This window comes from Flavobacterium zhoui (genome assembly GCF_042787235.1).
Taxonomy (GTDB): domain Bacteria; phylum Bacteroidota; class Bacteroidia; order Flavobacteriales; family Flavobacteriaceae; genus Flavobacterium; species Flavobacterium zhoui.
Window position 1 is genome coordinate 1 of the sequence record NZ_JBHZPY010000020.1, and the last position, 26,634, is coordinate 26,634.

26 protein-coding genes and 2 tRNA genes are annotated in these 26,634 nt (G+C 35.3%); 17 read left to right on the top strand and 11 right to left on the bottom strand.

What is annotated here, in order from left to right; translation table 11 throughout:
* Window positions 1-223: 223 nt before the first annotated feature.
* From ACFX5F_RS15725 to ACFX5F_RS15740, 4 genes are all read right to left on the bottom strand, one after another.
* The gene (locus ACFX5F_RS15725) at window positions 224-1,402 is read right to left on the bottom strand and encodes an acyl-CoA dehydrogenase family protein (RefSeq protein WP_379852978.1); all 1,179 of its coding nucleotides are present in this window, start codon (window positions 1,400-1,402) and stop codon (window positions 224-226) included.
* 172 nt (window positions 1,403-1,574) lie between these two features.
* Entirely contained in the window at window positions 1,575-2,288 is a 714-nt protein-coding gene (locus ACFX5F_RS15730; RefSeq protein WP_379852979.1) for a tRNA1(Val) (adenine(37)-N6)-methyltransferase, read from the bottom strand.
* Window positions 2,289-2,341: 53 nt separating this feature from the next.
* The gene (rimM, locus tag ACFX5F_RS15735) at window positions 2,342-2,866 is read right to left on the bottom strand and encodes a ribosome maturation factor RimM (RefSeq protein ID WP_379852980.1); all 525 of its coding nucleotides are present in this window, start codon (window positions 2,864-2,866) and stop codon (window positions 2,342-2,344) included.
* A 15-nt stretch (window positions 2,867-2,881) separates the two neighbouring features.
* Window positions 2,882-3,442, bottom strand: a complete 561-nt coding sequence (locus tag ACFX5F_RS15740) for a 30S ribosomal protein S16 (protein WP_379852981.1) — start codon at window positions 3,440-3,442, stop codon at window positions 2,882-2,884.
* A gap of 200 nt (window positions 3,443-3,642) precedes the next feature.
* Here ACFX5F_RS15740 and ACFX5F_RS15745 point away from each other — a divergent pair, with 200 nt between their 5' ends.
* Window positions 3,643-4,110 carry a DUF6252 domain-containing protein gene (locus ACFX5F_RS15745; RefSeq protein ID WP_379852982.1) on the top strand — a complete coding sequence of 156 codons (468 nt, stop codon included), beginning with the start codon at window positions 3,643-3,645 and terminating at the stop codon, window positions 4,108-4,110.
* 165 nt (window positions 4,111-4,275) lie between these two features.
* Window positions 4,276-4,638, top strand: a complete 363-nt coding sequence (gene rbp / locus ACFX5F_RS15750; RefSeq protein WP_066079550.1) for an RNA-binding regulator — start codon at window positions 4,276-4,278, stop codon at window positions 4,636-4,638.
* Between the two features lie 162 nt (window positions 4,639-4,800).
* Here the strand turns inward: rbp and leuB are convergent, their stop codons facing one another.
* The 4 genes from leuB to leuC all read right to left on the bottom strand — a co-directional run bounded on the left by leuB (window position 4,801) and on the right by leuC (window position 9,762).
* Entirely contained in the window at window positions 4,801-5,862 is a 1,062-nt protein-coding gene (gene leuB / locus ACFX5F_RS15755) for a 3-isopropylmalate dehydrogenase (RefSeq protein ID WP_379852983.1), read from the bottom strand.
* Between the two features lie 153 nt (window positions 5,863-6,015).
* Entirely contained in the window at window positions 6,016-7,533 is a 1,518-nt protein-coding gene (locus ACFX5F_RS15760; RefSeq protein ID WP_379852984.1) for an alpha-isopropylmalate synthase regulatory domain-containing protein, read from the bottom strand.
* 129 nt (window positions 7,534-7,662) lie between these two features.
* Window positions 7,663-8,259, bottom strand: a complete 597-nt coding sequence (leuD, locus tag ACFX5F_RS15765; RefSeq protein WP_379852985.1) for a 3-isopropylmalate dehydratase small subunit — start codon at window positions 8,257-8,259, stop codon at window positions 7,663-7,665.
* 108 nt (window positions 8,260-8,367) lie between these two features.
* On the bottom strand, window positions 8,368-9,762 hold the full coding sequence (leuC, locus tag ACFX5F_RS15770) for a 3-isopropylmalate dehydratase large subunit (RefSeq protein WP_379852986.1): 1,395 nt from the start codon (window positions 9,760-9,762) through the stop codon (window positions 8,368-8,370).
* A 677-nt stretch (window positions 9,763-10,439) separates the two neighbouring features.
* Here leuC and dnaE point away from each other — a divergent pair.
* The 7 genes from dnaE to ACFX5F_RS15805 all read left to right on the top strand — a co-directional run bounded on the left by dnaE (window position 10,440) and on the right by ACFX5F_RS15805 (window position 18,652).
* Window positions 10,440-14,984, top strand: coding sequence for a DNA polymerase III subunit alpha (dnaE, locus tag ACFX5F_RS15775; RefSeq protein ID WP_379852987.1), 4,545 nt, complete (start codon window positions 10,440-10,442; stop codon window positions 14,982-14,984).
* A gap of 181 nt (window positions 14,985-15,165) precedes the next feature.
* Window positions 15,166-16,068 carry an outer membrane beta-barrel protein gene (locus tag ACFX5F_RS15780; RefSeq protein ID WP_379852988.1) on the top strand — a complete coding sequence of 301 codons (903 nt, stop codon included), beginning with the start codon at window positions 15,166-15,168 and terminating at the stop codon, window positions 16,066-16,068.
* Between the two features lie 325 nt (window positions 16,069-16,393).
* Window positions 16,394-16,711: a thioredoxin gene (gene trxA / locus ACFX5F_RS15785; protein WP_073205221.1), complete on the top strand. Its 318-nt coding sequence runs from the start codon at window positions 16,394-16,396 to the stop codon at window positions 16,709-16,711.
* A 152-nt stretch (window positions 16,712-16,863) separates the two neighbouring features.
* A complete protein-coding gene (locus tag ACFX5F_RS15790; RefSeq protein WP_379852989.1) occupies window positions 16,864-17,802 on the top strand; it encodes a DUF58 domain-containing protein in 939 nt (312 codons plus the stop codon).
* Between the two features lie 87 nt (window positions 17,803-17,889).
* Window positions 17,890-17,963 (top strand) — tRNA-Asp (locus ACFX5F_RS15795).
* Window positions 17,964-18,277: 314 nt separating this feature from the next.
* Window positions 18,278-18,351, top strand: a tRNA-Asp gene (locus ACFX5F_RS15800).
* 58 nt (window positions 18,352-18,409) lie between these two features.
* Window positions 18,410-18,652: a GIY-YIG nuclease family protein gene (locus ACFX5F_RS15805; protein ID WP_379852990.1), complete on the top strand. Its 243-nt coding sequence runs from the start codon at window positions 18,410-18,412 to the stop codon at window positions 18,650-18,652.
* A 150-nt stretch (window positions 18,653-18,802) separates the two neighbouring features.
* Here the strand turns inward: ACFX5F_RS15805 and ACFX5F_RS15810 are convergent, their stop codons facing one another.
* The gene (locus ACFX5F_RS15810; protein ID WP_379852991.1) at window positions 18,803-19,303 is read right to left on the bottom strand and encodes a DUF456 domain-containing protein; all 501 of its coding nucleotides are present in this window, start codon (window positions 19,301-19,303) and stop codon (window positions 18,803-18,805) included.
* Window positions 19,304-19,355: 52 nt separating this feature from the next.
* Here ACFX5F_RS15810 and ACFX5F_RS15815 point away from each other — a divergent pair, with 52 nt between their 5' ends.
* Together ACFX5F_RS15815 and ACFX5F_RS15820 are read left to right on the top strand one after the other, a co-directional pair.
* Window positions 19,356-19,745: a hypothetical protein gene (locus ACFX5F_RS15815; protein WP_379852992.1), complete on the top strand. Its 390-nt coding sequence runs from the start codon at window positions 19,356-19,358 to the stop codon at window positions 19,743-19,745.
* 42 nt (window positions 19,746-19,787) lie between these two features.
* The gene (locus tag ACFX5F_RS15820; protein ID WP_379852993.1) at window positions 19,788-20,264 is read left to right on the top strand and encodes a hypothetical protein; all 477 of its coding nucleotides are present in this window, start codon (window positions 19,788-19,790) and stop codon (window positions 20,262-20,264) included.
* A gap of 188 nt (window positions 20,265-20,452) precedes the next feature.
* On the opposite strand, the gene ACFX5F_RS15825 is transcribed toward ACFX5F_RS15820, so the two are convergent.
* Window positions 20,453-21,550 (bottom strand): glycosyltransferase family 2 protein, encoded by a 1,098-nt coding sequence (locus tag ACFX5F_RS15825; RefSeq protein WP_379852994.1) that lies wholly within the window; start codon window positions 21,548-21,550, stop codon window positions 20,453-20,455.
* A complete protein-coding gene (locus ACFX5F_RS15830) occupies window positions 21,547-22,491 on the bottom strand; it encodes a hypothetical protein (RefSeq protein WP_379852995.1) in 945 nt (314 codons plus the stop codon). Before ACFX5F_RS15830 ends, ACFX5F_RS15825 begins: the two co-directional genes overlap by 4 nt.
* A gap of 55 nt (window positions 22,492-22,546) precedes the next feature.
* Between ACFX5F_RS15830 and ruvC the strand changes: the two genes are divergently transcribed.
* From ruvC to ACFX5F_RS15860, 6 genes are all read left to right on the top strand, one after another.
* Window positions 22,547-23,101, top strand: a complete 555-nt coding sequence (gene ruvC / locus ACFX5F_RS15835; RefSeq protein WP_073205242.1) for a crossover junction endodeoxyribonuclease RuvC — start codon at window positions 22,547-22,549, stop codon at window positions 23,099-23,101.
* Between the two features lie 63 nt (window positions 23,102-23,164).
* Window positions 23,165-24,301, top strand: coding sequence for a radical SAM family heme chaperone HemW (hemW, locus tag ACFX5F_RS15840; protein ID WP_379852996.1), 1,137 nt, complete (start codon window positions 23,165-23,167; stop codon window positions 24,299-24,301).
* 65 nt (window positions 24,302-24,366) lie between these two features.
* Window positions 24,367-25,128 (top strand): cyclase family protein, encoded by a 762-nt coding sequence (locus ACFX5F_RS15845; protein WP_379852997.1) that lies wholly within the window; start codon window positions 24,367-24,369, stop codon window positions 25,126-25,128.
* Window positions 25,125-25,556 carry a GNAT family N-acetyltransferase gene (locus tag ACFX5F_RS15850; RefSeq protein WP_379852998.1) on the top strand — a complete coding sequence of 144 codons (432 nt, stop codon included), beginning with the start codon at window positions 25,125-25,127 and terminating at the stop codon, window positions 25,554-25,556. Before ACFX5F_RS15845 ends, ACFX5F_RS15850 begins: the two co-directional genes overlap by 4 nt.
* Window positions 25,557-25,597: 41 nt before the next feature.
* Window positions 25,598-25,954: an MmcQ/YjbR family DNA-binding protein gene (locus ACFX5F_RS15855; RefSeq protein ID WP_379852999.1), complete on the top strand. Its 357-nt coding sequence runs from the start codon at window positions 25,598-25,600 to the stop codon at window positions 25,952-25,954.
* A 125-nt stretch (window positions 25,955-26,079) separates the two neighbouring features.
* Window positions 26,080-26,493, top strand: coding sequence for a response regulator (locus ACFX5F_RS15860; protein WP_379853000.1), 414 nt, complete (start codon window positions 26,080-26,082; stop codon window positions 26,491-26,493).
* The last annotated feature ends 141 nt before the right edge of the window (window positions 26,494-26,634 follow it).

Sequence of the window (26,634 nt, forward strand, 5' to 3'; positions counted from 1 at the left end):
GCTAAATTGACATCTCCCTTAAAATGCTCTTGTAAAACCGTGATTAATGCTATATCTTTACCCTCGAGACTGGTGTTCCTCATTAGAAAAATTATGTCGTAATAATTCTTTAATGTAGTGAATATCAGTCTTTTATCCTAATTTTAAATTCTTTATTTTATTGATTTCCAATGAAATATGTTTTTTGTCATGTACTAAAAAATACTTTAATAGTTGTTTATTACTATTTAAATGCGGGAATTCCAGTGATATCCATACCTGTAATTAGCAAGTGAATATCGTGAGTTCCTTCATAAGTAATCACAGATTCTAAATTCATCATATGACGCATAATCGAATATTCTCCTGTGATTCCCATTCCGCCAAGCATTTGTCTGGCTTCACGAGCGATGTGAATAGCCATGTCTACATTGTTTCTTTTTGCCATAGAAATTTGAGCAGTTGTAGCTCTTCCTTCATTTCTTAAAACGCCTAATCTCCAAGTCAACAATTGTGCTTTGGTGATTTCAGTAATCATTTCGGCTAATTTCTTTTGTTGCAATTGAGTTCCTGCGATAGGTTTGTCAAACTGAATTCTTTCTTTAGCGTAACGTAAAGCGGTGTCATAACAGTCCATTGCGGCTCCAATAGCACCCCAGGCAATTCCGTAGCGTGCTGAATCCAGACAACCTAATGGTGCTCCTAATCCAGATTTGTTCGGTAATAAATTTTCTTTTGGCACTTTAACATTGTCAAATATCAACTCTCCAGTTGAAGACGCGCGAAGCGACCATTTATTATGTGTTTCCGGAGTTGTAAAACCTTCCATTCCGCGTTCTACGATTAAACCGTGAATTCTTCCTTCTTCATTTTTTGCCCAAACAATAGCGATATCTGCAAACGGAGCATTTGAAATCCACATCTTTGCACCATTCAATAAGTAATGGTCGTCCATATCTTTAAAGTTGGTAATCATACTTCCCGGATCAGAACCGTAGTTAGGTTCCGTTAATCCGAAACATCCCATAAACTCGCCAGTAGCCAATTTTGGTAAATATTTCATGCGTTGTTCTTCGTTCCCGTATTTCCAAATTGGATACATCACCAAAGAAGATTGCACAGAAGATGTAGAACGAACACCAGAATCTCCACGCTCAATTTCTTGCATGATTAAACCATAAGATATTTGATCAAGACCAGCTCCTCCATATTCCTCAGGAATGTAAGGGCCAAATCCGCCAATTTCACCCAAACCTTTTATAATTTGTTTTGGGAATTCCGCTTTTTGAGCGTATTCTTCTATAATAGGAGACACTTCACGTTTTACCCATGCACGAGCAGAATCACGCACTAGTTTGTGTTCTTCTGTTAATAAATCGTCAAGGTTGTAATAATCTGGAGCTTGAAATAAATCTGGTTTCATGATGAGGATTTTTTAAAGAACAAATTTACATAAAGAAATATAACAAAAGCATTAAAAAATGTTATATTTTTTAATTTTAATAAAAAGTACTCTTTTAATAAGAAAAAGTTTTTAATCGAAAAGTTCAAGAATAGTTTTTAAAAATCAAACTTACCAATCAGGGCGATTTAATTTACATTTTAAAATAAAAATCTTTTGTCAATTCGATGTATTCTGGGGTATAAATATGTCTGGCAGTTTCGATAATCAATTCATCAATAAGGAAATTAACTTTTTCATTTCGGCTTAAAGCTATTAGGCTACGTTTGGTTTCAGTGGTTGGAGTTCCTTTTACCCTTGTAATTTTTAGTGGGTATAATTCGTATTCATTGGCTAGAGCCAAGAAATTTTCTTCTTCTTTGAAAGGAATTATTACAGCAAGAATTCCGTTTTCCGAAAGTAACAAGTCGGCTGCTTCAATTAAATCTTCAAAGGGCATGGCGTCAACAAAACGGGCTAAATCGCGCTGTTCGTTATCAGATTTGTAATCATCAGTATAAAATGGAGGATTGGAAACAATTAAATCGTACTCGTCTTCAGGTTCTTCTACAAATTCATCCAAGCCCGCATGAAAACAAAATAAACGGTCGCTCCAAGGGGAGTTTTCAAAATTATCTACAGATTGTTCGTAGGCTTCTTCGTCGATTTCCAGAGCGTCAATTTGTTCTGCGTTACTCCTTTGTGCTAGCATCAAAGCAATAACTCCGGTTCCTGCACCGATATCCAAAATACTAAAAGGATTATTCTCTATTGGTGCCCAAGCACCAAGCAATACGCCATCTGTTCCAATTTTCATGGCACAACGGTCTTGTTCTATTGAGAATTGTTTAAATTGGAATTTGGACATGAAGATTTTAGATTTTTAACAAATAACCAAATAAACGATTAATCAAATAAACCTTAAAGGTACATTTCAATAAGACCTTCTGGTAAATCCATGATAATTTTCTTGTTTTCACGGTCAATTTTCACAAGAAAATGATCTATCATTGGGATCAGGATTTCCACATCACCATTTAAAACTTCAAAAAGAGGTTGGGCGGTAGTGTCGTTTATGGATTGAATTTTTCCAACAACGCCAAGGCGTTTGTCTTCAACTTCAAAACCAATAACTTCGTGAAAGTAGAATTTGTTACCGGTAAGTTTTGGTAACATTTTTAGAGGTAGATAGATAGCGTTACCTATAATGGCATCGGCATCTTCTTCGGTATTCATGTCTTCAAAACGAATTCTAAGGAAATCGTTTTTGTGAAGGGAGCTATTTTCAATAAAAAAAGGAACCAAGTGTTTGTTGCATTCAACAAACACTGATTCCAAGTTTTCGTATAACTCAGGTTCGTCCGTATCTAAATAGGCAAGAACTTCCCCTTTGAAACTAAATTTTTTAGCGATTTTACCTAAATAGAAACAATCTTCTTTACGCATCTTCGCCTTCTAAAATTATGCTTCAGTTGTTTCGTTATTTTCTTCTGCAGCAGGAGCTTCTTCAGCTTCCACTTCAGCAACTTCTTCTTCTACAGCAGGAGTTGCAGCAGCAATAGCATCTGCTTCAGCTTGTGCAGCTGCAGCTAAACGTTTTGCGTTTACATCTTGTTCTGCTTTGAAAGCTTTAGCTTTAACATCTGCTTGCGCTTTTGTCAAACCTTCTTTTTTAGCATCAACTGTTCCTGTTTTTTCTTCTAACCAAGTTGCTAATTTTGCATCAGCTTGTTCTTGAGTTAGCGCCCCTTTACGAATACCACCATCAAGGTGATGTTTCAATAAAGCTCCTTTGTAAGAAAGAATTGCTCTAGCAGTATCAGTTGGTTGAGCACCATTGTGCAACCATTTTACTGCACTATCAATATTTAAATCGATAGTTGCTGGGTTTGTGTTTGGATTGTAAGTACCGATTTTCTCTAAGTATTTACCATCTCTTTTTGAGCGAGCATCTGCTGCTACAACCCAGTAAAAAGGTTTTCCTTTTTTACCGTGTCTTTGTAATCTAATTTTTACTGACATAATCTTGTGATTAAATTTTGAGGTACTCGACCTCTATTAATTAAGGGTGCAAAGATACATTTTTTATTGATAAATACAAATCAGGTTGGTGTTTTAATGAGGTATAATAGGTTAGAAGAAAAAGGAGTGTATTTTTTGTTTTTGTTTTTAAATTTTCTATCTAAAATAATTTACTTTTGTGTAGGTTAATGACATCTATTATGAAAAAACTTCTTTTAATTATTAGTGTTCTATTCGCATTTATTTCGTGTCAAGAGGATGTTCGATTCAATAATCCTTCTTTACAAGGGATGAAAGACAATGTCTTTTGGAGGGCTATAGAGACTAAGGCAACTAAAGCTACGAACGGATCTTTGGTTATTGAAGCGTATACCGGAAACGAGACTTTGACCATTAAATTGGATTCTTATGTTGAAAAAAGTTATTTTTTAGGAACTAGTACTTCCAGAACTGCGACTTATGTGTTGTCCGACCCTAGCGGATTAATAACATTTTCTACAGGTTTTGGTATTGGAGATGGTCAAATTGTAATAACTGAATATGATGCTGCGAATAATACGGTTAGCGGCACATTTAAATTTAATGTAGAAAATACTTACAAAAACCCTTTAGCAGGTGACGTTGTAAATTTTCAGCAAGGTGTTTTTTATAAAGTGCCTGTAAGGTAATCTGTTCAGTGAATTATGGTAAAGTTTAATCTTGAAAATGTACTGGATGTTACTTTTAAGTATTTTTTATCTTCATTTAAAAAAATAAAAATCATAAATAAGCTAATATATAGTGTATTAGAAAAAAATAGATGTACATTTGTTCTATTATTTAAATAAGTACATATGAATATTTTTGTTGGAAGTCTTCCATTCAGTATTGAGGAAGCAGATTTAAGAGAGTCTTTCGAGGCTTACGGAGCAGTTGATTCAGTTAAAATTATTACTGATAAATTTACTGGAAGAAGTAAAGGATTTGGTTTTGTTGAGATGCCAAATGATGATGAAGCTCAAAAAGCAATTGACGAATTGAACGGTGCAACTGTTCAAGGACGTGCAATCGTTGTAAACAAATCTGAGCCAAAACCAGAAGGCGAAAGAAGAAGTTTTAACAATAACAGTCGTGGTGGAGATTCACGCGGTGGTTATGGTGGTGGAAACAGCCGTGGTGGAGAAAACCGTGGTGGTGGAAACAGAGGAGGATATTAATATTTTTTTCTAGCTATAAAAAAAGGTGTCAATTTATTGACACCTTTTTTGTTGTTTATTATTTTGTTTAAAGTTGAGTAAAAGCTAAATGGGAGTGTTGTTTTTTCAGGTTGTGTTCATCGCTATTACTCAATTTTTAAACAAAAGATATGTACTCGAAAATTATAGATTAGCAACTAACCAGTCACCAACTTCACTAGTTTTGTATGCTTTTGAGTCTTTAGAAGCTAAATCCTCCGTTACAATTCCTTGTTCCAAGGATTTATTAACTACAGCTCTTATGGCCGCGGCTTCTTCTTTTAATCCAAAAGCATCTTCAAACATCATTGCTGCAGATAATACTGTCGCTAATGGATTGGCAATATCTAAACCTGTCGCTTGTGGATACGATCCGTGAATAGGTTCGTATAATGAAGTGTGTTCTCCTACAGATGCAGATGGCATCAATCCCATAGAACCTGATATAACAGATGCTTCGTCCGTTAATATATCTCCAAATAAATTTTCAGTAATCAAGACGTCGTAAGAGTTTGGCCATTGAACTAAACGCATCGCTACAGCATCTACAAATTCATAACTTACTGTTACTTCGGGATACTCTTTTTCCATTTCTTGTACGGTTTCTCTCCACAAACGGGAAGTTTCCAATACATTAGCTTTATCAACACAACATAGTTTTTTTGAACGAGTCATTGCAAGTTCGAAACCTTTTTTAGCTAAACGCTTTACTTCAGATCGGGTGTAAGTGCATGTGTCATAAGCTGTTTCGCCATCGTCTTTTCTTCCTTTTTCTCCAAAGTAAATTCCTCCAGTAAGTTCTCTTAGGAAAATCAAGTCAGTTCCTTCAATCCGTTCTCTTTTCAAAGGCGAATTGTCAATCAAAGAAGGGAAAGTAAACGTAGGTCGCACATTGGCAAATAAGCCTAATTTTTTACGCATCAATAATAATCCTTGCTCTGGCCTTACGGTTGCTTTTGGGTCGTTATCGTATTTTGGATGTCCGATAGCTCCAAACAAAACGGCATCAGCTGCCATACATATTTCATGTGTTTCATCTGGATAAGGAACTCCAACGGCATCAATTGCACAAGCTCCGGTTAAAGCTGGTGTCCACGTGATTTCATGGCTAAATTTTTTTGCGATAGCATCAGAAACTTTTACAGCTTCATTAATTACCTCTGGTCCAATTCCGTCTCCGGCTAAAAGGGCGATATTAAATTTCATATTAATTGTGTTTTCCTTCTCCCGACCCACTCTAAACGAGGGGGAGACTGGATGTTGAAGGGATGGGTTTTTGACTACTTGTTTCTTTCTAATAAATTGTATGCTTTCCTATTTTATTCTTTCCTTCGCGTTAGGTGAGGGCTGCGGGGTGGATTAGATTACGTTTAGCATCTTTTGCGTGGCGATAATTGCTGCTACTGTTTGGTCTGAATCCAAACCTCTTGTTTTAAATTCTTTTCCTTTATTAACCCAGGTAATTATAGTTTCACATAACGCATCAGAACTACTTCCTGGAGGGATTCGGACAGCGTAATCGATTAATTTAGGTAATTCTAAATTTTTTCTTTTGTATATTTTTGCCAATGCATTCATGAAAGCGTCAAATTGTCCGTCACCTTGTGCGTGCTCTTCAATAATTTCACCATCTATTTTTAAAGATAAAGTAGTTGATGGACGCATACCTTTTGCATGAGATAGTATATAGGACTCAACAATAATTTTTTCCTGATAGGTTTGGCTGTCCAAAACATCAGAAATAATGTAGGGCAAATCTTCTTTGGTAACGGTTTCTTTTTTGTCACCTAATTCGATAATCCTTTGGGTCACTAACTTTAAATCCTCAGGGTTTAATTGAAGACCTAATTCTTGAAGATTTTTTTCAATATTAGCTTTTCCAGATGTTTTTCCTAAAGCGTATTTTCTTTTTCTGCCAAAACGTTCCGGGAGCAAATCATTAAAATATAAATTATTTTTGTTGTCGCCATCAGCGTGAATACCAGCGGTTTGAGTAAATACATTGTCACCTACAATAGGTTTGTTAGCAGGAATTCGATATCCGGTAAAAGTTTCTACCAATTTACTCACGGAGTATAATGAAGATTCTTTAACGCTAATTTTGATTTCCGGTAAAAAGTCATTTATTACGGCAACCGTACTTTCTAACGGCGCATTTCCGGCCCGTTCTCCCATTCCGTTTACGGTAACGTGGAGTCCTTTGATGCCTGCTTTTATGGCTTCCATCACATTGGCAATGCTTAAATCGTAATCATTGTGTGCGTGAAAATCGAAATGAACATTTGGATATTTAGTTGTAATTGCTGATATAAATGCAAACGTTTCTGTCGGAATAAGAACGCCTAAAGTATCGGGAAGTAATATTCGTTTTACAGGCTGTTTCGTCAAAAAATCAAGATATTGGAAAACATATTCTGGTGAATTGCGCATTCCATTACTCCAATCTTCTAAATAGACATTCGTCTCTATGTTGTTTTCTTTGGCTAAAGCTATTGTTTGTGCAATTTCAGTAAAATGTTGTTCGGGTGTTTTTTTTAACTGATGTGTCAAATGATTCAATGAACCTTTGGTCAATAAATTCTGCACCCTTGCACCCGTGTTTTTCATCCATTCGATAGAAAGTCCTCCGTCGACAAAAGTTAAAACTTCAATTCGGTTACTATATCCTTTTTCTGATGCCCAAGACATAATGCCTTTTACGCCCTGAAACTCTCCTTCGCTCACTCTGGCCGAAGCAATTTCGATTCGATCAATATTTAATTCTTCCAACAATAATTGGGCAATGGTTAGTTTTTCTGCAGCAGAAAATGATACTCCCGAGGTTTGTTCACCATCGCGAAGTGTCGTATCCATTATTTCAATCTTTCTTTTTTTCATTTTAAATTTGATGCTAGGAAGGTTTCGATTTTATGAATCGAAATCCTGTTTTCATAAAATAGTAAAATCAGTTATTGAAGTATTTCTTTTGAGGCATGCTTCAATAACTGTGTATTTTTAAGGATGATTTTAGTAAGGAAGTGCATTGGCAAACCCAACAATCTCTTCTTTGATGTTTTGCAAGTAATCAATATCATCAAAACCATTAATCATATTGTCTTTTTTGTATCCTGAAATATCAAAAGATTCTTTTTGACCGGTTGCTTTTAAAGTAATGGTTTGTTCCGGAAGATTGATTTCTAATTCTGTTTTTGGATCGGCTTCGATAGCATTGAAAATAATTTCAGCAAATTCAGGACTTACTTGTACCGGTAAAACACCAATATTTAAGCAATTCCCTTTAAAAATATCTGCAAAAAAACTAGAAACAACCGCGCGAAAGCCGTAATCGTAGACTGCCCAAGCTGCATGTTCTCTAGAAGAACCTGAACCAAAGTTTTTTCCGCCTACTAATATTTTTCCACTGTACGTTTTGTCATTTAGTACAAAATCTGCTTTTGGAGTATTATCTCCGTTGTATCTCCAATCACGGAAAAGATTATCACCAAAACCAACACGTTCGGTTGCTTTCAAGAAACGCGCAGGAATGATTTGATCGGTATCCACATTTTCTATTGGTAGTGGCACTGCACTACTGGTAAGGATATTAAATTTATCGTATGCCATTTGATTTATGATTTATGATTTATGATTTCAGATTTTCGGTTAAAGGAAAATGAACCTTGAAACACTAAACTTTTTATTTTTCTATTTGAAATTGTTATAGCGATTGAATTACATCAAATCTCTTGGGTCTGTCAATACACCTGTTACTGCAGCAGCGGCAGCCATAATTGGACTTGCCAATAATGTTCTTGAACCTGGACCTTGACGACCTTCGAAGTTTCTGTTTGAGGTACTTACAGCATATTTTCCCGCAGGAACTTTATCGTCATTCATTGCTAAACAAGCCGAACAACCAGGTTGACGCAAAACAAAACCAGCTTCGGTAAGAATATCCAAAAGTCCTTCTTCTTTAATCTGGGCTTCCACTACGTGAGAACCTGGAACTAACCAAGCGGTAACATTATCTGCTTTTTTTCTTCCTTTTACAATTTCTGTAAAAGCTCTGAAATCTTCAATTCTACCATTCGTACAGCTTCCAAGAAAAACAAAATCAATTGGTTTGCCAATCATTACGTCATTTTCTTCAAAGCCCATATAGGCTAAAGATTTTTTATACGTTTCCTCGCCACCTTCTACTTGGTTAGCATTTGGAATATTTTTTGATATACCTATTCCCATTCCAGGATTCGTACCATAAGTGATCATTGGTTCTATATCTGCAGCTTTGATGTTTAATTCTGCATCAAAAACAGCGTCAGCATCCGTTTTTAATGTTTTCCAATACGCTACCGCTTTATCCCAAGCTTCGCCTTTTGGAGCGTATAATCTTCCTTCTAAGAAATCGAATGTTTTTTGATCGGGAGCAATCATACCACCACGAGCACCCATTTCGATACTCAAGTTGCAAACGGTCATGCGACCTTCCATTGACATATCTTCAAAAACATTTCCAGCATATTCTGCAAAATAACCGGTACCTCCAGAAGTAGTTAATTGAGAAATAATGTAAAGTGCCACGTCTTTTGGACCAACACCTTTGCTCAATTCACCATTTACGTTGATACGCATTTTCTTTGGTTTCGGTTGCATGATGCATTGTGTAGCCAAAACCATTTCAACCTCAGAAGTTCCGATACCAAAGGCAATCGCACCAAAAGCACCATGCGTAGAAGTGTGTGAATCTCCACAAACAATAGTTGCACCCGGTAAAGTAATTCCGTTTTCAGGACCTACTACGTGTACAATTCCATTTTTCTTATGACCTAATCCCCAGTGAGAAATGCCATATTCTGCTGCGTTGTCTTCCAAAGCTTTTAGCTGATTGGCGGATAATGCATCTTCAACAGGTAAATGTTGATTTATTGTTGGGGTGTTGTGATCAGCAGTTGCAAAAGTGCGTTCTGGGTATAAAACCGAAACACCTCTTTCTTTTAAACCTAAAAAAGCTACAGGACTAGTAACTTCATGGATGAAATGACGGTCAATAAAAAATACGTCTGGTCCATCCTCAATTTTACGCACTACGTGCGAATCCCATACTTTGTCGAATAATGTAGTACTCATTTTTAACTATTTTTTTAATTGTATTTCTTCTTTTTATAACAAGAATAATTGTCTAAGGTTTTAGCAATAGGAACAAATTTAAAAAAAGAAATAAGGTCGTCAATTTCAGTATTTCATTATATACGATGCCCAAAGTGCGATTTAAACAGTTTATGGTTTCCGATAAAGTATCTGTAGCTTAATTGTCTAATTTTAATTTGGATTTATTTTCTTTTTGATTCTCTTTTTTTATAATTGTAGCGCTTTCTTTAAAATTACGAATTCATTAATTTTTTATTTAAAAAAGCAATTTTATTTATAATAAGTTGACAAATCAGATTATTTTTTGATTAATTGTCAATGTTGTGAGGGTTAATTGCTTTTTGGAATAATCCTTTTTTAGTCTTTTAACCACAACGTTTTAGAATTATTTTGAGTCTTATTATTCTAATTTACTTTGATAAAATACTACGACATCCAAAAAAAGGATAACCGCTAAATTTGTCTTTTTAATTCCGCAATATGCAGATGATTGTACGGATTCAGAAATGAAAAATATAAGAGAATGCGTTATAAAAAGAGTGGAAATTTTTCTTCTCTTTTTTGATTACTACAGTTCCTTTTTTATCTAAAAAAAACCTAAATTTGAAATTCAATTTTTGTAATTTTAAAGAATTACAAACACTTCACTTCCAGCTATGTACTTAATATTCGATACTGAAACTACAGGATTACCAAAGCGTTGGGGCGCACCCATTTCTGATACAGACAACTGGCCACGCTGTATTCAGATCGCTTGGCAGTTGCACGATGATATGGGAAAACTCGTCGAGCATCAAGATTATTTGGTGAAGCCCGAGGGGTTTAATATTCCGTATGACGCGGAACGAATTCACGGTATTTCTACAGAATTAGCAGAAGCTGATGGAATTTCATTGGCCGAAGTTTTAGAGAAATTTAATATTGCATTAGGCAAAGCTAAATTCATTGTAGGTCAAAATTTAGGTTTTGATATCAATATTATGGGTTGTGAGTTTTATAGAATGGGAGTGGAAAGCCAAATGAGTTCCATGCCAATTCTGGATACGTGTACTGAAGTTACAGCTTCCTTATTGAAATTACCGGGAGGTCGAGGAGGAAAATTCAAATTGCCTACGTTAACAGAATTGCACTCGTATCTTTTTAATAAACCTTTCGGCGAAGCGCACAACGCCACTGCCGATGTGGAGGCAACTACGCGTTGTTTCTTGGAGTTAATACGTCGAGATATTTTTACAAAGGAAGAACTTGATGTTGAAGTTGGTTATTTTAAAGATTTTCAAAATAGGAACCCAAGCGAGATTAAACTCATTGGTTTAAAACATATAAATCTCAAGGAAGCTTCGGATAAAATCCGCCAGCAGTTTGGCGAAAAACAAGCGCCTGCGGTTTCAAGAGAAGAGCTTTTTGAGAATAAAAAGGTGCTTATTGATACGCCGTTTGTGCATTTGCACAATCACACGCAGTTCTCAGTATTGCAATCTACCATTAGTATTGCGGCATTGGTAAAAGCGGCGGCACAACAAAAAATGCCTGCAGTTGCCATGACGGATCATGCGAATTTGATGGGTGCTTTTCATTTTGTCCGCGATATTTTATACCATAATAAGGCGGCTGAAGCCAAGAATAAAGCGGCAATAGAAAATGGTGAAGAACCTACCGAAGTTCCGATGAAACCAATTGTGGGTTGTGAATTTTTTGTGTGTGAAGATCATAAAAATAAGTCGGTTAAGGATAATGGTTACCAAATAGTACTTTTGGCGAAGACCAAAAAAGGCTATCACAATTTGGCTAAAATGTCTTCGATTGCTTATACAAAAGGATTTTATTATGTGCCAAGAATCGACAGGAAAGTCATTCAGGAATTCAAAGAAGATATTATTGTTTTGTCTGGAAATCTTTATGGTGAAATCCCAAATAAGATTTTAAATATTGGTGAAAACCAAGCGGAAGAAGCCTTGATTTGGTGGAAAAACGAGTTCAAGGAAGATTTCTACATTGAAGTAATGCGTCACAATCAGGAAGATGAAAATAGGGTGAATGCGTCTTTGATTACATTGGCAAGGAAACATGATGTCAAAATTATTGCAACAAACAATACCTTTTATATAGACAAAGAAAATTCGAATGCACACGATATTTTGCTGTGTGTGCGCGATGGCGAAAAGCAAACTACGCCTATTGGTCGCGGTCGTGGCTATCGTTACGGATTGCCGAATCAGGAGTACTATTTCAAGTCGGGAGACGAAATGAAACAGCTTTTTGCAAATTTGCCCGAAGCGATTTCGAATATCTCTGAGATTGTGGATAAAATCGAAATTTTCGATTTGGCACGGGAAGTTTTATTGCCAAAATTTGAAATTCCGGTTGAGTTTAATAATCCTGAAGATGCAGTTGATGGTGGAGTACGAGGTGAAAATGCGTATTTAAGGCATTTGACTTTTGAAGGAGCAAGAAGGCGATATCCTGTTATTACTGAAGAAATTCAGGAACGATTGGATTTTGAATTGTTAACTATTTCCAATTCTGGTTATCCGGGTTATTTCCTGATTGTACAGGATTTAATTGCCGAAGCGAGAAGTATGGGGGTTTCTGTAGGACCTGGAAGGGGATCTGCGGCAGGATCGGTGGTGGCGTATTGTTTGAAAATTACCAATATTGACCCGTTAATGTATAACCTGCTTTTTGAGCGTTTCCTGAATCCCGATCGTGTGTCTCTTCCCGATATTGATATTGATTTTGATGATGAAGGACGAAGCAGCGTAATGGATTATGTGATTCGAAAATACGGGTCGAAACAAGTAGCGCAAATTATCACGTATGGTAAAATGGCAACGAAATCGGCGATTCGTGATACAGCTCGTGTGCTAGACTTACCGTTATTTGAAGCTGATAAAATTGCCAAATTGATTCCGGGGATGATGCCGTCCAAGTGGAATTTGGCTCGTTTTTTAAACGAAAAGGAAGATGTCATTAAAAAGGCGGTTCGACCGGAAGAATACGATAAAATAAAAGAATTAATAGGCCTTTCCAATGAAGATGATTTAGGCGGAGAAACCATTCAACAAGCCAAAGTTTTAGAAGGAAACCTAAGAAATACAGGGATTCACGCTTGTGGAGTAATTATTACGCCTAGCGATATTACTGATTTTGTTCCTGTGGCTACCGCCAAAGATTCTGATTTGTATGTGACTCAATTTGATAACTCGGTTGTTGAAAGTGCCGGTTTGTTGAAGATGGACTTCTTGGGTTTGAAAACCCTGACTCTGATAAAAGATACCGTTAAATTAGTAAAATACAGAACTGGAATTGATCTTGATCCAGACACGTTTCCGATAGATGATTTGAAGACGTACGAGCTTTTTCAACGAGGTGAAACCGTTGGGATTTTCCAGTATGAGAGTCCGGGAATGCAGAAATACATGAAGGAATTGAAGCCAACGGTTTTTCCTGATTTGATTGCGATGAATGCCTTGTATCGTCCTGGGCCAATTGCTTATATTCCGAGTTTCGTCAAGCGAAAAAATGGCGAAGAGGAAATTATTTATGATCTTGATGCCTGCGAAGAATTACTAAAAGATACCTACGGAATTACCGTTTACCAAGAACAGGTAATGCTTTTGTCCCAAAAACTTGCGGATTTCTCGAAAGGTGATGCCGACGTTTTGCGTAAAGCGATGGGAAAAAAGCAAAAGGACGTTTTGGACAAAATGAAACCCAAATTTATCAGTCAGGCTGCCGCTAAAGGTCATGCCGAAGATAAACTGGAGAAAATATGGAAAGACTGGGAAGCCTTTGCGGAATATGCTTTTAATAAATCGCACTCGACTTGTTATGCTTGGATTGCGTATCAAACAGCATTTTTGAAAGCCAATTATCCGGCCGAATATATGGCGGCGGTTTTGTCTAATAATATGAGTGATATCAAGCAAGTTTCGTTCTTTATGGAGGAATGTAAGCGGATGGGATTACAAGTTTTGGGGCCAGATGTAAATGAGTCTTTTTATAAGTTTACAGTAAATGATGATTATGCAGTACGTTTTGGAATGGGAGCCGTAAAAGGTGTGGGGTCTGGAGCTGTGGCAACAATTGTAGAAAATAGAAAAGATGGAAGATACAAATCTATTTTTGATTTAACTAAACGTATAGATTTGCGTGCGGCAAATAAAAAAGCATTAGAGAATTTGGTCTTAGCTGGCGGTTTCGATTCGTTTTTAGGAACAACACGAGCGCAATATTTTCATGATGATGGCGATGGAATTACCTTTTATGAAAAAGCGATTCGGTATGGCTCAAAATATCAAGAGAATGAAAATTCATCGCAAGTGAGTTTGTTTGGTGAAAGCAGTGATGTACAAATCGCAGAACCTGTTGTGCCTCCCTGTGAAGACTGGAGTACAATGGAGAAATTAGCTAAGGAAAAAGAAGTAGTTGGGATTTATATTTCAGGACATCCTTTAGATGATTACAAATTTGAAATGAAATATTTTTGTAATGCGAAACTGGAAGCGTTGAAAAACATGGAATTGCATGTGAGTAAAAACCTAGCATTTGGGGGAATCATTAATAATGTGCAGCATCGTGTGGCCAAAAACGGTAAAGGTTGGGGTATGTTCACATTAGAAGGATATGATGAAAGTTATGAGTTCCGAATTTTTGGGGAGGAGTATTTAAAGTTTCGTCATTTCTTTATCCAGAATAATTTTACGTTCATGAAAGTGTTGGTAAAAGAAGGGTGGACCGACCGAGATACAGGGAAAAAAGGGGAGCCAAGACTGCAATTTGTGGAAGTAAAACAATTACAAGATGTACTGGAAGTCTTTGCTAAGAAATTAATTGTACTATTAAATATTAAGGATTTAGAAACTGATTTTATCCATAAATTAAGTCATCTTTTTCAGGAAAATAAAGGCGAAAATACGGTTTCATTTGAAGTTATGGAATTGGAAAAAACAAAACGTCTCGTTGAAGTTGCTCCTGTAGAAGTAGAAAACGAAGAAGTGGCTTTTGTTGATGAGAATGAAGATTCTGAAATGGGAGCTCTCGAAATCCCAGAGATAAATGCTGTAGCGAAAGTAGAAGAAATCGAAGAAATTAAGGTTGTAACCAAGCTGACTATGCCGAGCAGAAAGTTGAAAATCAAAATTTCGAATGAATTATTAGTAGAGTTAGAGAAAATGCAAATTAATTTTAAATTAAACTAAGTTTTTTAACAGTTAAATGTTGATCGTAAATTATGATTTTTAGTTAAATATTTAGTATGCGCGCATACTTTTAGCTAAAAGCTCGAATATTGTAATGATTGTACTTGTGCGATGGTATAGTATGGGTAAAAATTGTATTAAATTATTTTAAATTTGGTATGAATTTATTAAGAATAAAATTATGAAAAAGAATCTTTTTGTTTTAGGATTGCTGGTTTGTGCTATGTCTATGGTTGCTCAAACTGAAAAGAAAGAAAGTTGGTATTTTAAGCTTGGAGGGTCTTACTTCGTACAAGCAACTGCTACACAATTTCCAGTTGTAGGTGGGCAAACTCCAAACAGAGATGTTTATGTTAATGGAAAATTAGCTTCTAGAGAAAGTATTACGGGATCTTTTGGAGAGGGTTTTCGTTATGGGGGGAATGTTGGGTATCGTTTTACACCACGTTTGGGTGTAGAAATGGGTATTAACTACTATAATAGTAATAGAAAGACAATGGTTGAAACTGTAGACAGAGTAATTTCTATGACTGGAGGGCCAACGTATTTAGATTTAACTTCAGAAGGGCAAGTTAAAGCTTTAGATTTAGCTCCTGCTGTTGTTCTGTTTTTAGGAGAATTAAAAGGATTTGAACCTTATTCTAAAGTTGGTGTAATTGTTCCGGTTAATGGAAAATTGACAATTGAAACTACTCAGAATTTTAATGGTCCAGCTGTAGGTGGAGAGAGAAAAGTATTTCAAAGTGATAAAGTTAAACCTAACCCAACTGTGGGGTTTTTAGCAGCTTTGGGGACAAGTTATAAATTAGGAAAAAATCTATCTGCATTTGGAGAAGTTGAATACCGTAATTTCACAGTCCATGGTAAAACAAAAGAAACGACAGTTTATACTGTGAATGGAACAGATGCTTTAAGTACACGTACTACTGCTCAAATACATTCTAATTATACAGATCATTTAGACAGTACTTCTAATAATTCAGATTTCAATACAGTTGATTCGACTAAGCCAACTGACGAATTAAGTTCTTACATCAGTATTAGTGGTGTTGGTTTGACTCTTGGGCTGAAATACAGCTTATAGTACAAGACGATATTGAATAAATGAAGAGGCTGTTTGATAAAATAACCTCTTTTTTGTGTTTTAAAACAAGGTAGTTTCTTTATAATTGTATTTTTTAGTACTGATTGTCCCGGAGTTTCGGGAGGCGTCCTTTTGTCCCGTCCGATGCTTCGGGACGGGACAAAAGATACAGTGGACAGTAGGAAATAGCTTCAAATAAGTATTGACAATACATTTATAATTAAAACTAATTTGAGAATGGTGTTTGGTTTGTTTTTAATATCTAAATTTGCATTGTATTCAAGGTTCGTGAAACTTTAAACTAAACTTTAAACAAAAATATAATATGGCTTTAGCAATAACAGACGCTACTTTTGAAGAAGTAGTTTTGAAATCAGACAAACCAGTAATGGTAGATTTTTGGGCAGCATGGTGTGGACCTTGTAGAATGGTTGGACCAATCATTGACGAACTTAGCTCAGAATACGAAGGAAAAGTAGTAATTGGGAAAGTTGATGTAGATGCAAATCAAGAATTTGCCGCAAAATACGGAGTGAGAAATATTCCAACAGTGTTGGTTTTTCATAACGGAGAAGTAGTAGGGAAACAAGTAGGAGTTGCTCCGAAACAAACCTACGCAGATAGCTTAGACGCGTTGTTGTAATCGGTAGATTATGATTTATATAAAGGGTTTGACGAAAGTCAAGCCTTTTTTTTATGCTTATTATTTCAGTTGTTTTAAATCTTATTTTCGGTTCGATTTTATTTGTAATCGTTTAATTTTTAAATCCTTTCCTCTTTTACTATATTTGAGATATGAAAATCGAATCGCAAATAGAGAAAATTTCCAGCTTTCAGCATTTAGAATTGCTTGCCAATCAAGTGGTGGAAGGTTTTATTTCAGGTATGCATAAAAGTCCGTTTCATGGATTTTCTGCTGAATTTGCGGAACATAAAGTCTATAACGTAGGAGAAAGCACCAAGTATATAGATTGGAAATTATTTGCGAAAACAGATCGCTTGTATACAAAGCGTTTCGAAGAAGAGACAAATTTGAGGTGTCATATTATTATCGACAATTCCTCCTCGATGCATTATCCGGAATTAAGAGATAAACAGGCTTTCTATGAAAATAAAATAGGGTTTTCGGTTTTGGCGTCAGCAGTTTTAATGAATCTGTTAAAGAAGCAACGCGATGCTATAGGACTAAGCGTGTTTTCGGACAACTATGAGTACTACGCACCTGAAAAAGGCAGTGACCGTCATCATCGAATGATATTAAATGCGCTTGAAAACCTGTTGGAAAAACCAACAATAAAAAAAAGCACCGATACAATTACATTTTTGCATCAAATAGCGGAGAAGATTCACCGCCGTTCCATGATTATTTTGTTTACGGATATGTTTCAATCCGGTCCCGAAGCGTCGGGAGAAGAAGCGCTGTTTAATGCCTTGCAACATTTGAAACACAACAAGCATAAAGTAGTTTTATTTCATGTCGTAGATAACAAAACGGAGCTAAATTTTGATTTTGATAATGCACCAAGGAAGTTTATTGATGTAGAAACAGGTGAAGAAGTAGCTATTTTTGCAGATAATGTGAAACAAGAATACGAAAAACAAACAGAAAGATACTTCAAAAAGCTCGCGTTGACCTGTGCGCAAAACAGAATAAAGTATGTTCCGGTGAGTGTTGGCGAAAGTTTTGAAAATATTTTGACCACATACTTAGTTGAAAAACAAAACTTTGGGTAATAGCGTAAAGTTTTATTGAATATTTCTTGTAAAAACACTTGCGTAAACGGAAATCTATTGTATCTTTGCCACCGCAATAAAGCAGCAGGTTTGGTAGTTCAGTTGGTTAGAATACATGCCTGTCACGCATGGGGTCGCGGGTTCGAGTCCCGTCCAGACCGCTAATATTGGGGAAGCCTTTCTTAACAGAAAGGCTTTTTTGCCCCAAAAAGGTTTTTAACGTTAGTTGTGTTGTTTGCTGCGAATTTGTAACTCGTAGCGGGTTTAGTAGTTAGACCAATGAAAAGCTTTCCACTTTTGTGGATAGCTTTTTTGATTTTAAGGAAGTTAGAAAGCCTATTTTTTAGTATAAATTTGCGAAGAATATTTTTTAAGTTTCCAGTGTATAAATGGAAATCTATTGTATCTTTGCCACCGCAAACAAGTTCACTGAACTCCTATGAAAATAAGGGCATAGTGAAGTAATAAAGCAGCAGGTTTGGTAGTTCAGTTGGTTAGAATACATGCCTGTCACGCATGGGGTCGCGGGTTCGAGTCCCGTCCAGACCGCTAATATTGGGGAAGCCTTTCGTAACGGAAAGGCTTTTTTTATTTAAAGATTAGTTATATGTATTACGTTTATATCATCTATTCTAAAAATTTCGATATTTATTACAAAGGCTTTAGTGAAAATGTTGCGCAACGACTATTGGATCATAATGAAAATAGGAGTAAATACACTTCCAATAAAGGGATTTGGGAATTAGTATATTCAAAAGCATTTGGAACAAAGAAAGAAGCTTTAGTAGAAGAGTTACGATTAAAAAAACTGAATAGAAAATCAATAGAATCATTGATTCAAAGTCAATAACGCTGTTGATATCATAGAATTGGTTACGATATATGCCTGTCATCTCGTCTTTTGGGACGAGACGGGTTCGAGTCCCGTCCAGACCGCTAATATTGGGGAAGCCTTTCGTAACGGAAAGGCTTTTTTTTGTTTCAATGTTTTGATCTATAATTAGAAGAATTCTGATTTATATTGCCAGACAATTACCAGAAACAATCCGAAGTACATCACGCACACTAAAAACGTCACAAAACTCGAAGCCAGAAAGCCCAATAAAGAGCCTGTGGCAGCCTTTAAAGCTCGCTTGTGGTTTTTAGAGTCGTAAAGCAGTTCTCCCACAAATGCACCAAGAAAAGGCCCGATGATAAATCCGAAAGGGATAGGGGCTAAGATTCCTACGATCAATCCAATGTTAGTTCCCCAAATTCCATAAGCACTTCCGCCAAATTTTTTGGTTCCTTTAGCCGGAATGACATAATCCAAAACGGATATAATTACAGTAATCAGTAAAGTAATTCCAAGAATCCAATAATTAGCCGGAACAGCATTTGTGAAATAAAGGAAAAGTAAGCCAATCCAACTGATACTTATACCAGGTAAAACAGGGAGAAAACTCCCCAAGATGCCTATAATCATACAAATAAAACCAAGAGCCAAAAACAATATGTCCATAAACTAATTTTTAGTATTTTTGAAAAATAAAGAAGCAACAATTCCTTTGTAAATGAATAGGAGAAAAATAATTTTAAGATGTCCCCTTTTACTCTATTTCACTATTTCTTTCGGGACTTTAATTGCCCAAGAAAAAAAGACGGGTAGTAACGATGATCTTTTAAAAGACTCACTTTATGTTGTCAATAAAGTAAAAGTATTGAATTATTCTCTGAAACAGTTTGATCAACTTTTTTTTGAATTTTTTCATAAGAAATCAGACTCGCAATTGGTGTTAACCAAATCAGAATTCTATAATTATACGATTCAAATTGCTATTTTCTCAGATCGATTGGCTGCCTTGTATCCGGAGCAAAAACAAATTGCCGCTGAAAATAAGAAGAAGTGGTTCGCTGAATCGTATCAAGATTATTTATTGTCGAAGGCATCCGTAAAAAAATAATTGTATTTTTATAAAATATTAGTCTCAATCAAAAACAAAACCTTGAAGCAATTATACTTTTTATTAGTATTCGTATTCTTTAACTCCTGTCAATACTTCGACAAGCAAGTGCCTTCAGAAAAGGAATTGCTGCAAAAGGAATTAAAAAATATTAATTGGAAAGAAGTCGATGAGTATCCATCAGTGGTTGATTGTGAAAAAATAGAAAATAAAACACAGCGTCAACAGTGTTTTTTTGAGGTGCTAACCCAACTTATTCAAGAAAAATTATGTGCGGATACGCTAGCAGTTCTTTATCCGGAATTGGATACAATTGAAGTAAAAGTAACTGTTTTTCCTAATTCTACTATTAAATTCGAACCTCAATTTCCTAAGGATTCCGTGGCTTATGACAAAGTGAAAATAGATAGTATACTTCAAGCTCGTTTAGTCGATTTTCCAAAAGTAAATCCAGCCATTAAACGTGGAATTCCAGTAAAAACACAGTTTATACTTCCAGTAATTCTTAAAGTAGAATAGTTTTTCTAGGAGCTATTTCCAGCTATTCGTTGCAAACGAAGTTCACTGAACTCCGATAAAAATAAAAAATAAGTGAAGTAATCTTTATATTTTTAAAGAAAAAACATAAAAGATTTTCACTGCGATCTGGGCTAGGGCTTTTGTGAAAAACAAGAGAAGTTGTTGTATAAATATCTAAAATCAACAATCTAAAATCGTCTCCCTTTCCATTCATATTTTCCAAACAAAGAATACATCGCGACACTTACACTAAAAAAAGGATACAACAAACTGCTCGGAATTAAATAACTCATTTTAGTTTTGGTCAAAAAACGTTGTGATTTGTATATCAAAATAGTATCAACTAAAAATTTTAATATAAGAAACAAAAGCATATTCAGAAATGATAATAAACCCAAAAGCAAAAGTATAAAAGCAAGTACTAAGCTTAAATTTCCAGCAAATACCACTAATGCCAATCCTTTCCCGAACGTGCTTTTATACGAACTTGTTTTTGATGCCCAGCGCACTCTTTGATTGAAAAGCGATTTCCAATCGTTCATTGGTTTTGTGATGACGATGTTATTTTCAGATTTCAAATAATGTACTTTTTCGGGAAATTGTTCAGTAGCTTTTTGCAACAGGAAAACATCGTCACCACTTGCAATTCCGTCATTTCCATCAAAGCCATTCAATTCTTGAAAAAGAGATTTGGTGTAAGCAAAGTTGGCACCATTACACATAAAACCTTTTTTTATTCCAAAACTACCAATCGTAGCACCCTGTAAACTAGCTAATTCCAATTGCTGAAAATGATGAAGAAACAAATTGTTACAATCATAAGTAACTGCTCCGGCAATCATAGCGACATCGTGTAGCTGAATGTAATTATCCAATGTCAATAACCAGTTTTTATTGACCACGCAATCAGCATCAGTGGTGATAATCCAATTAGTATTTACGATTTGCATTGCGGTGACAATCGCATCTTTCTTGGGTGAATTTGAAACCCGAATATTCTTAATAACCGAAACTTTAAACTTTAAACTTGGAACTATAAACTTTTCTTCAGAAAAATCATTTACCAAAATCAATTCAAACAATTCTAGCGGGTAATTCAACTTGGATATACTGTCTAATAAAACGGGCAGGTTTTCTGCCTCATGCCGAAAAGGAACGATAATCGAGAACTTTGTTTTTGGTGTTAAGCCGTTGTAATCTATAGTATTTACTTTGGTAAAACCATAAATAAGAAATACAATCGCCAGGCAATACAGGATTAGGACGACAGACAAAACAAAAATCATATTGGATTTTTAGTTTTAAAATTCAAAACATAATAACTGCCAATCACTACCGGCAAAACAACATTCAAAAACCACATGAGCGTTGTAACAAAAATTACAATCCATTCGTTTACGCCAAGTATCCCAAAAAAATAAACGGCAACACTTCCTTTTACGGCAAAGTCCAAAAACTGAAAAGTAGGCAGTGAGGAAGCCAGAAAATAAACGCTGGTAATCGTGGCAATGGCTGTCAAATAAGGCAAGTCAACATCAAAAGCCAGAAATAAAAAGTAGTATTGGTGCGAAAAGACCAGAAAACGACAAATTGCTAAAAAGATATTTTTTTGATGAATGGGTTTTGGGATTTCGTTAATCTTATGGATCAGCTTTTCGATGGAATAGCCCTTAATATTTATTTTTTTTAAAGAAAACAAGATTCCAAACACCAGAAAACAAATTCCAAAAAGAATCATAACAGTTTTTGTGGTAATCACATTGTATTGTGCATTGAAATATAATAAACCGAAAATTCCAAAAATAACCGTCAGAATCATTTGAATTCCGTTGCAAATGAGGTTTAAAAAAATGACTTTTTTAGTTTCACTTTTCTCAAAAAACAATGCTTTTCCGGCATATTCGCCTATGCCATTTGGTGTAAACAGTCCAGCAGTCAGTGCAGCAAGAACTTGTTTGGTTGCATCTCCCAAAGAGATTTTATGGATAAACCCGACCAAATTCTGCCATTTTAGGATTTCAAAAAACCGATTCAAAACACTGAGAAATAAAATAAAGGCGATTCCGCTAACCGACTGGTTTTTCTGGAACAGAATGATGAATTTTTGCCAATCGAGTTTGTCGTTATTGGCCAATTGATCGTATATAAAATAAAACGCACCTCCCACAATCAAAAGTTTGATCAGAAGTACGAGGAATTGTTTAGTTTTGTGTGGAATTGAAATCATTGGTGCAAAGTAACAAAACTTTAAACTTTTAGACTTTAAACTTTAAACTAAATCATTGGCAAACGAACGCATCATATTAGGAATTGACCCTGGAACGACGATTATGGGTTTTGGATTGATAAAAATTGTCAATAAAAAGATGGAATTTTTACAATTGAATGAATTGCAATTGTCTAAATATGACAATCATTATCAAAAACTGAAAATCATTTTTGAACGAACCATTGAGTTAATAGATACGCATAATCCAGATGAAATTGCGATTGAAGCGCCTTTTTTTGGTAAAAACGTGCAATCGATGCTAAAGTTAGGAAGAGCGCAAGGCGTGGCAATGGCAGCGGGACTTTCGAGAGACATTCCCATTACCGAATACGAACCTAAGAAAATAAAAATGGCCATTACCGGAAACGGAAATGCCAGCAAAGAACAAGTCGCTAAAATGTTGCAGCAACTTTTGGGACTGAAAGAACTACCCAAAAATCTAGATTCCACCGATGGATTAGCGGCAGCGGTTTGTCATTTTTTCAATTCCGGAAAAGTGGTTGGGGAAAAAAGTTATACCGGTTGGGATGCTTTTGTAAAACAAAACGAAGAACGAGTTAAAAAATAGTGTTCAATTTTCAGTATTCAGTTTCAGAACTGGCCACTGATAACTGACCACTGACCAGTAATTATGTCAGGAATCTACATCCATATCCCATTTTGCAAGCAGGCGTGTCATTACTGCGACTTTCATTTTTCGACTTCGATGAAGAAGAAAGAGGAGATGGTTTTGGCGATTGCCAAAGAGATCGAAATGCGCAAAAGCGAATTTGAAAAGCAACAAGTTGAGACTATTTATTTCGGCGGAGGAACGCCTTCGGTTTTAACTTCTGAAGAGATTAATTTTCTGATTGCTGCTGTTTATAACAATTATTTTGTAATTGAAAATCCAGAAATTACGCTTGAAGCGAATCCTGATGATTTGTCAAGTGTACGAATAATTGAATTGTCTAAAAGTAAAATCAACCGTTTAAGCATTGGGATTCAGTCATTTTTTGAAGAGGATTTACAACTGATGAACCGTGCTCATAATTCGGCTGAAGCCAAAAAATGCCTTGAAGTTGCTACTCAATATTTCGATAACATTTCTCTTGATTTGATTTATGGAATTCCGGGAATGAGCAACGAAAAATGGAAACAAAATATTGAAACAGCTTTGAGTTTTGGGATTCCACATATTTCGAGTTATGCTTTGACGGTAGAACCCAAAACAGCATTGAATAAACTCATTCAAACAGGAAAAATTGCCGCGCCTAAAGATGAAGTCGCCCAAGAGCATTTTGCTATTTTGTTGGAAACACTCGAAGCGAATGATTTTATCCATTACGAATTATCTAATTTCGGAAAGTCAACTTATTTTTCAAAAAACAATTCGGCGTATTGGTTGGGGAAAAAATATATTGGAATTGGTCCTTCGGCACACAGTTATGATGGCGTTTCCCGAAGTTGGAATATTTCTAACAATTCTCTTTATTTAAAATCAATTCAAGAAGATAAACTGCCAAACGAAATGGAAATTCTTTCGATTACGGATCGTTACAACGAATTTATTATGACGGGTTTGCGAACGATTTGGGGCGTTTCTTTTGATAGAATTCAGAAAGAATTTGGAAGTAAATATCTAGACTATCTCAATAAGCAAGTTCAGAAGTTCCTCAATGATGATTTAGTTTTTATTGAAAACAATATTCTAAAACCTACCAAAAAAGGAAAGTTTTTGACGGATGGAATTGCATCGGATTTATTTTACTTAAATTTGGAAGAGTAACTTAACCGCAAAGTTCGTAAAGTTTGAGAGGAATTTTGCGTCTTAGTGGCATAAAAAAATAATTTGTGTTAGCAACAATTCAACATAAGAACCAAACCATTGAAGTCGATTTATTAAAACCTATTGATATTTCGATTCCATTAACCAATACAGATGAAAACCCAATTGCCTGGTACATTAATAAACCAGAAATTGAGCCAGTAGTTTTTGGAGAATGGACAGGAAGTGTACAGCAAGGAGCATCTACGAATTTCAATAATATTTTCTTCAACCCACATGGACATGGTACGCATACTGAATGTCTGGGTCATATTACACGAGAATTTTACAGTATTAATCAATCGTTGAAGCAGTTTTTCTTTTTGGCAGAATTGGTTTCGGTTCAACCGGAATTAAAAGGGGAAGATTTAGTGATTACTAAAATTCAGATTGAAATAGGGCTGAATGGGAAAACTCCAGAAGCTATTGTCATCAGGACTTTGCCAAATACGAACGATAAATTATCCAAAAAATATTCGAATACCAATCCGCCTTATCTGGAGGAAGAGGCTGCGCGTTTCATTCGCGAAAGCGGAACAAAACATTTACTGATTGATTTGCCAAGTGTCGATAAAGAACATGACGAAGGAAAATTATTGGCGCACAAAGCATTTTGGAATGTAACAAATGTCAATGATTTGAATTCAGATGCGAGATTGGATTGCACAATTACGGAGATGATTTTTGTTGCAAATGAGGTAAAGGACGGCCGCTATTTACTGAATTTGCAAATCGCTTCTTTCGAAAATGATGCGAGCCCAAGCAAACCAATATTATATAAAATATGATATGCTCCGCCAGTTCGCCTTATAGGCTCGTGTCCGTTTCAACCGATAAAAATAAGCTAGATGTTGCGTTTATTCAGCAGTTTTTGAAAGATATTTATTGGGCAGCTGGACGAACGATGGAAGAAGTTCAAATCACTATTGATAATTCATTTTGTTTCGGAATTTATTTAAATGAGAAACAAATAGGTTTCGCGCGTGTCATAACAGATTATGTGGTTTTTGCTTATCTAATGGATGTTTTTATTAGTGAAGAGCATCGTGGCAAAGGATATTCCTCTATTCTGATAAACAGTATAATGACAGAACCTAAACTAAAAGAAGTTAAAATCTGGAGATTAGCTACTTCAGATGCACATTTTTTATATGAGAAATTCGGATTTACTGCATTGGGAAATCCAGAGAAAATGATGGAGAAGAAAGTGACTTGATTATTTAAAATTCTGCCTTTAAAACTTAAAATAATAAAAAAATGAACCTAGAAACCTACTATGAGTACTGTCTTTCTAAAAAAGGAGTAACTGAGCATTTTCCTTTTGATGAGGAAACATTGGTGTTTAAAGTTGGTGGAAAAATGTTTGCGTTGTCGTCTTTGATGCAGTGGGAAAAAGGGGAGCCGTCCGTCAATCTAAAATGTGATCCAGACCGTGCTCAGGAATTACGGGCACAATATGACGACATCAAACCGGGGTTTCACATGAGTAAAATTCATTGGAATACAATTGCGATTAATAAATCTGTTCCGGATTTACTGATTAAAGAATTGATTGATCATTCCTACGACTTAGTGCACAAGAGTTTAACTAAGAAGACGCAATTGGAGCTTTAAATATGGGATCCATTCATCTAGACTTTTATGTTATTCGGCTATATTAATTAAATTTTTATCGAAAAAAGGAGTTGTTTTACCAGAAATCTATCTATTTTTATATATTACAATTCATACAGAGACAAATGGGCAAATCACTAAATATTTTATTAATTGAAGATGATGTAATTGAGGTAATGAAATTCAATCGCGTTTTGAGTACCTTAAATGTTAAGCATAAAATTGTTGAAGCGAACAATGGAGAAGAAGCATTGACTATTCTGAAGGTTAAAGAAGTTATACCAGATATAATAATCTTAGACCTGAATATGCCGAAAATTAATGGGATTGAATTTCTAACTTTATTAAAAGCAGATGAATATTTAAAGTATATACCGGCGATAATTTTGACGACATCAAACAATCGAAAAGATGTTTTGGAATGTTACAGAATAGGAATTGCAGGTTATTTATTGAAACCGCTTAAATATGATGATTATATTGATAGAATAAAACGTCTGATAGAATACTGGAGTTGTAATGAGTTAATAACTCAGTAAGATGTACGGGATTGTAAATAAAGCTTTAGTACATGACAAAAAACATATTTCATTGGAAATCAATAAAATAAAGAATTTAAAATTAGGATAAAAGACTGATATTCACTACATTAAAGAATTATTACGACATAATTTTTCTAA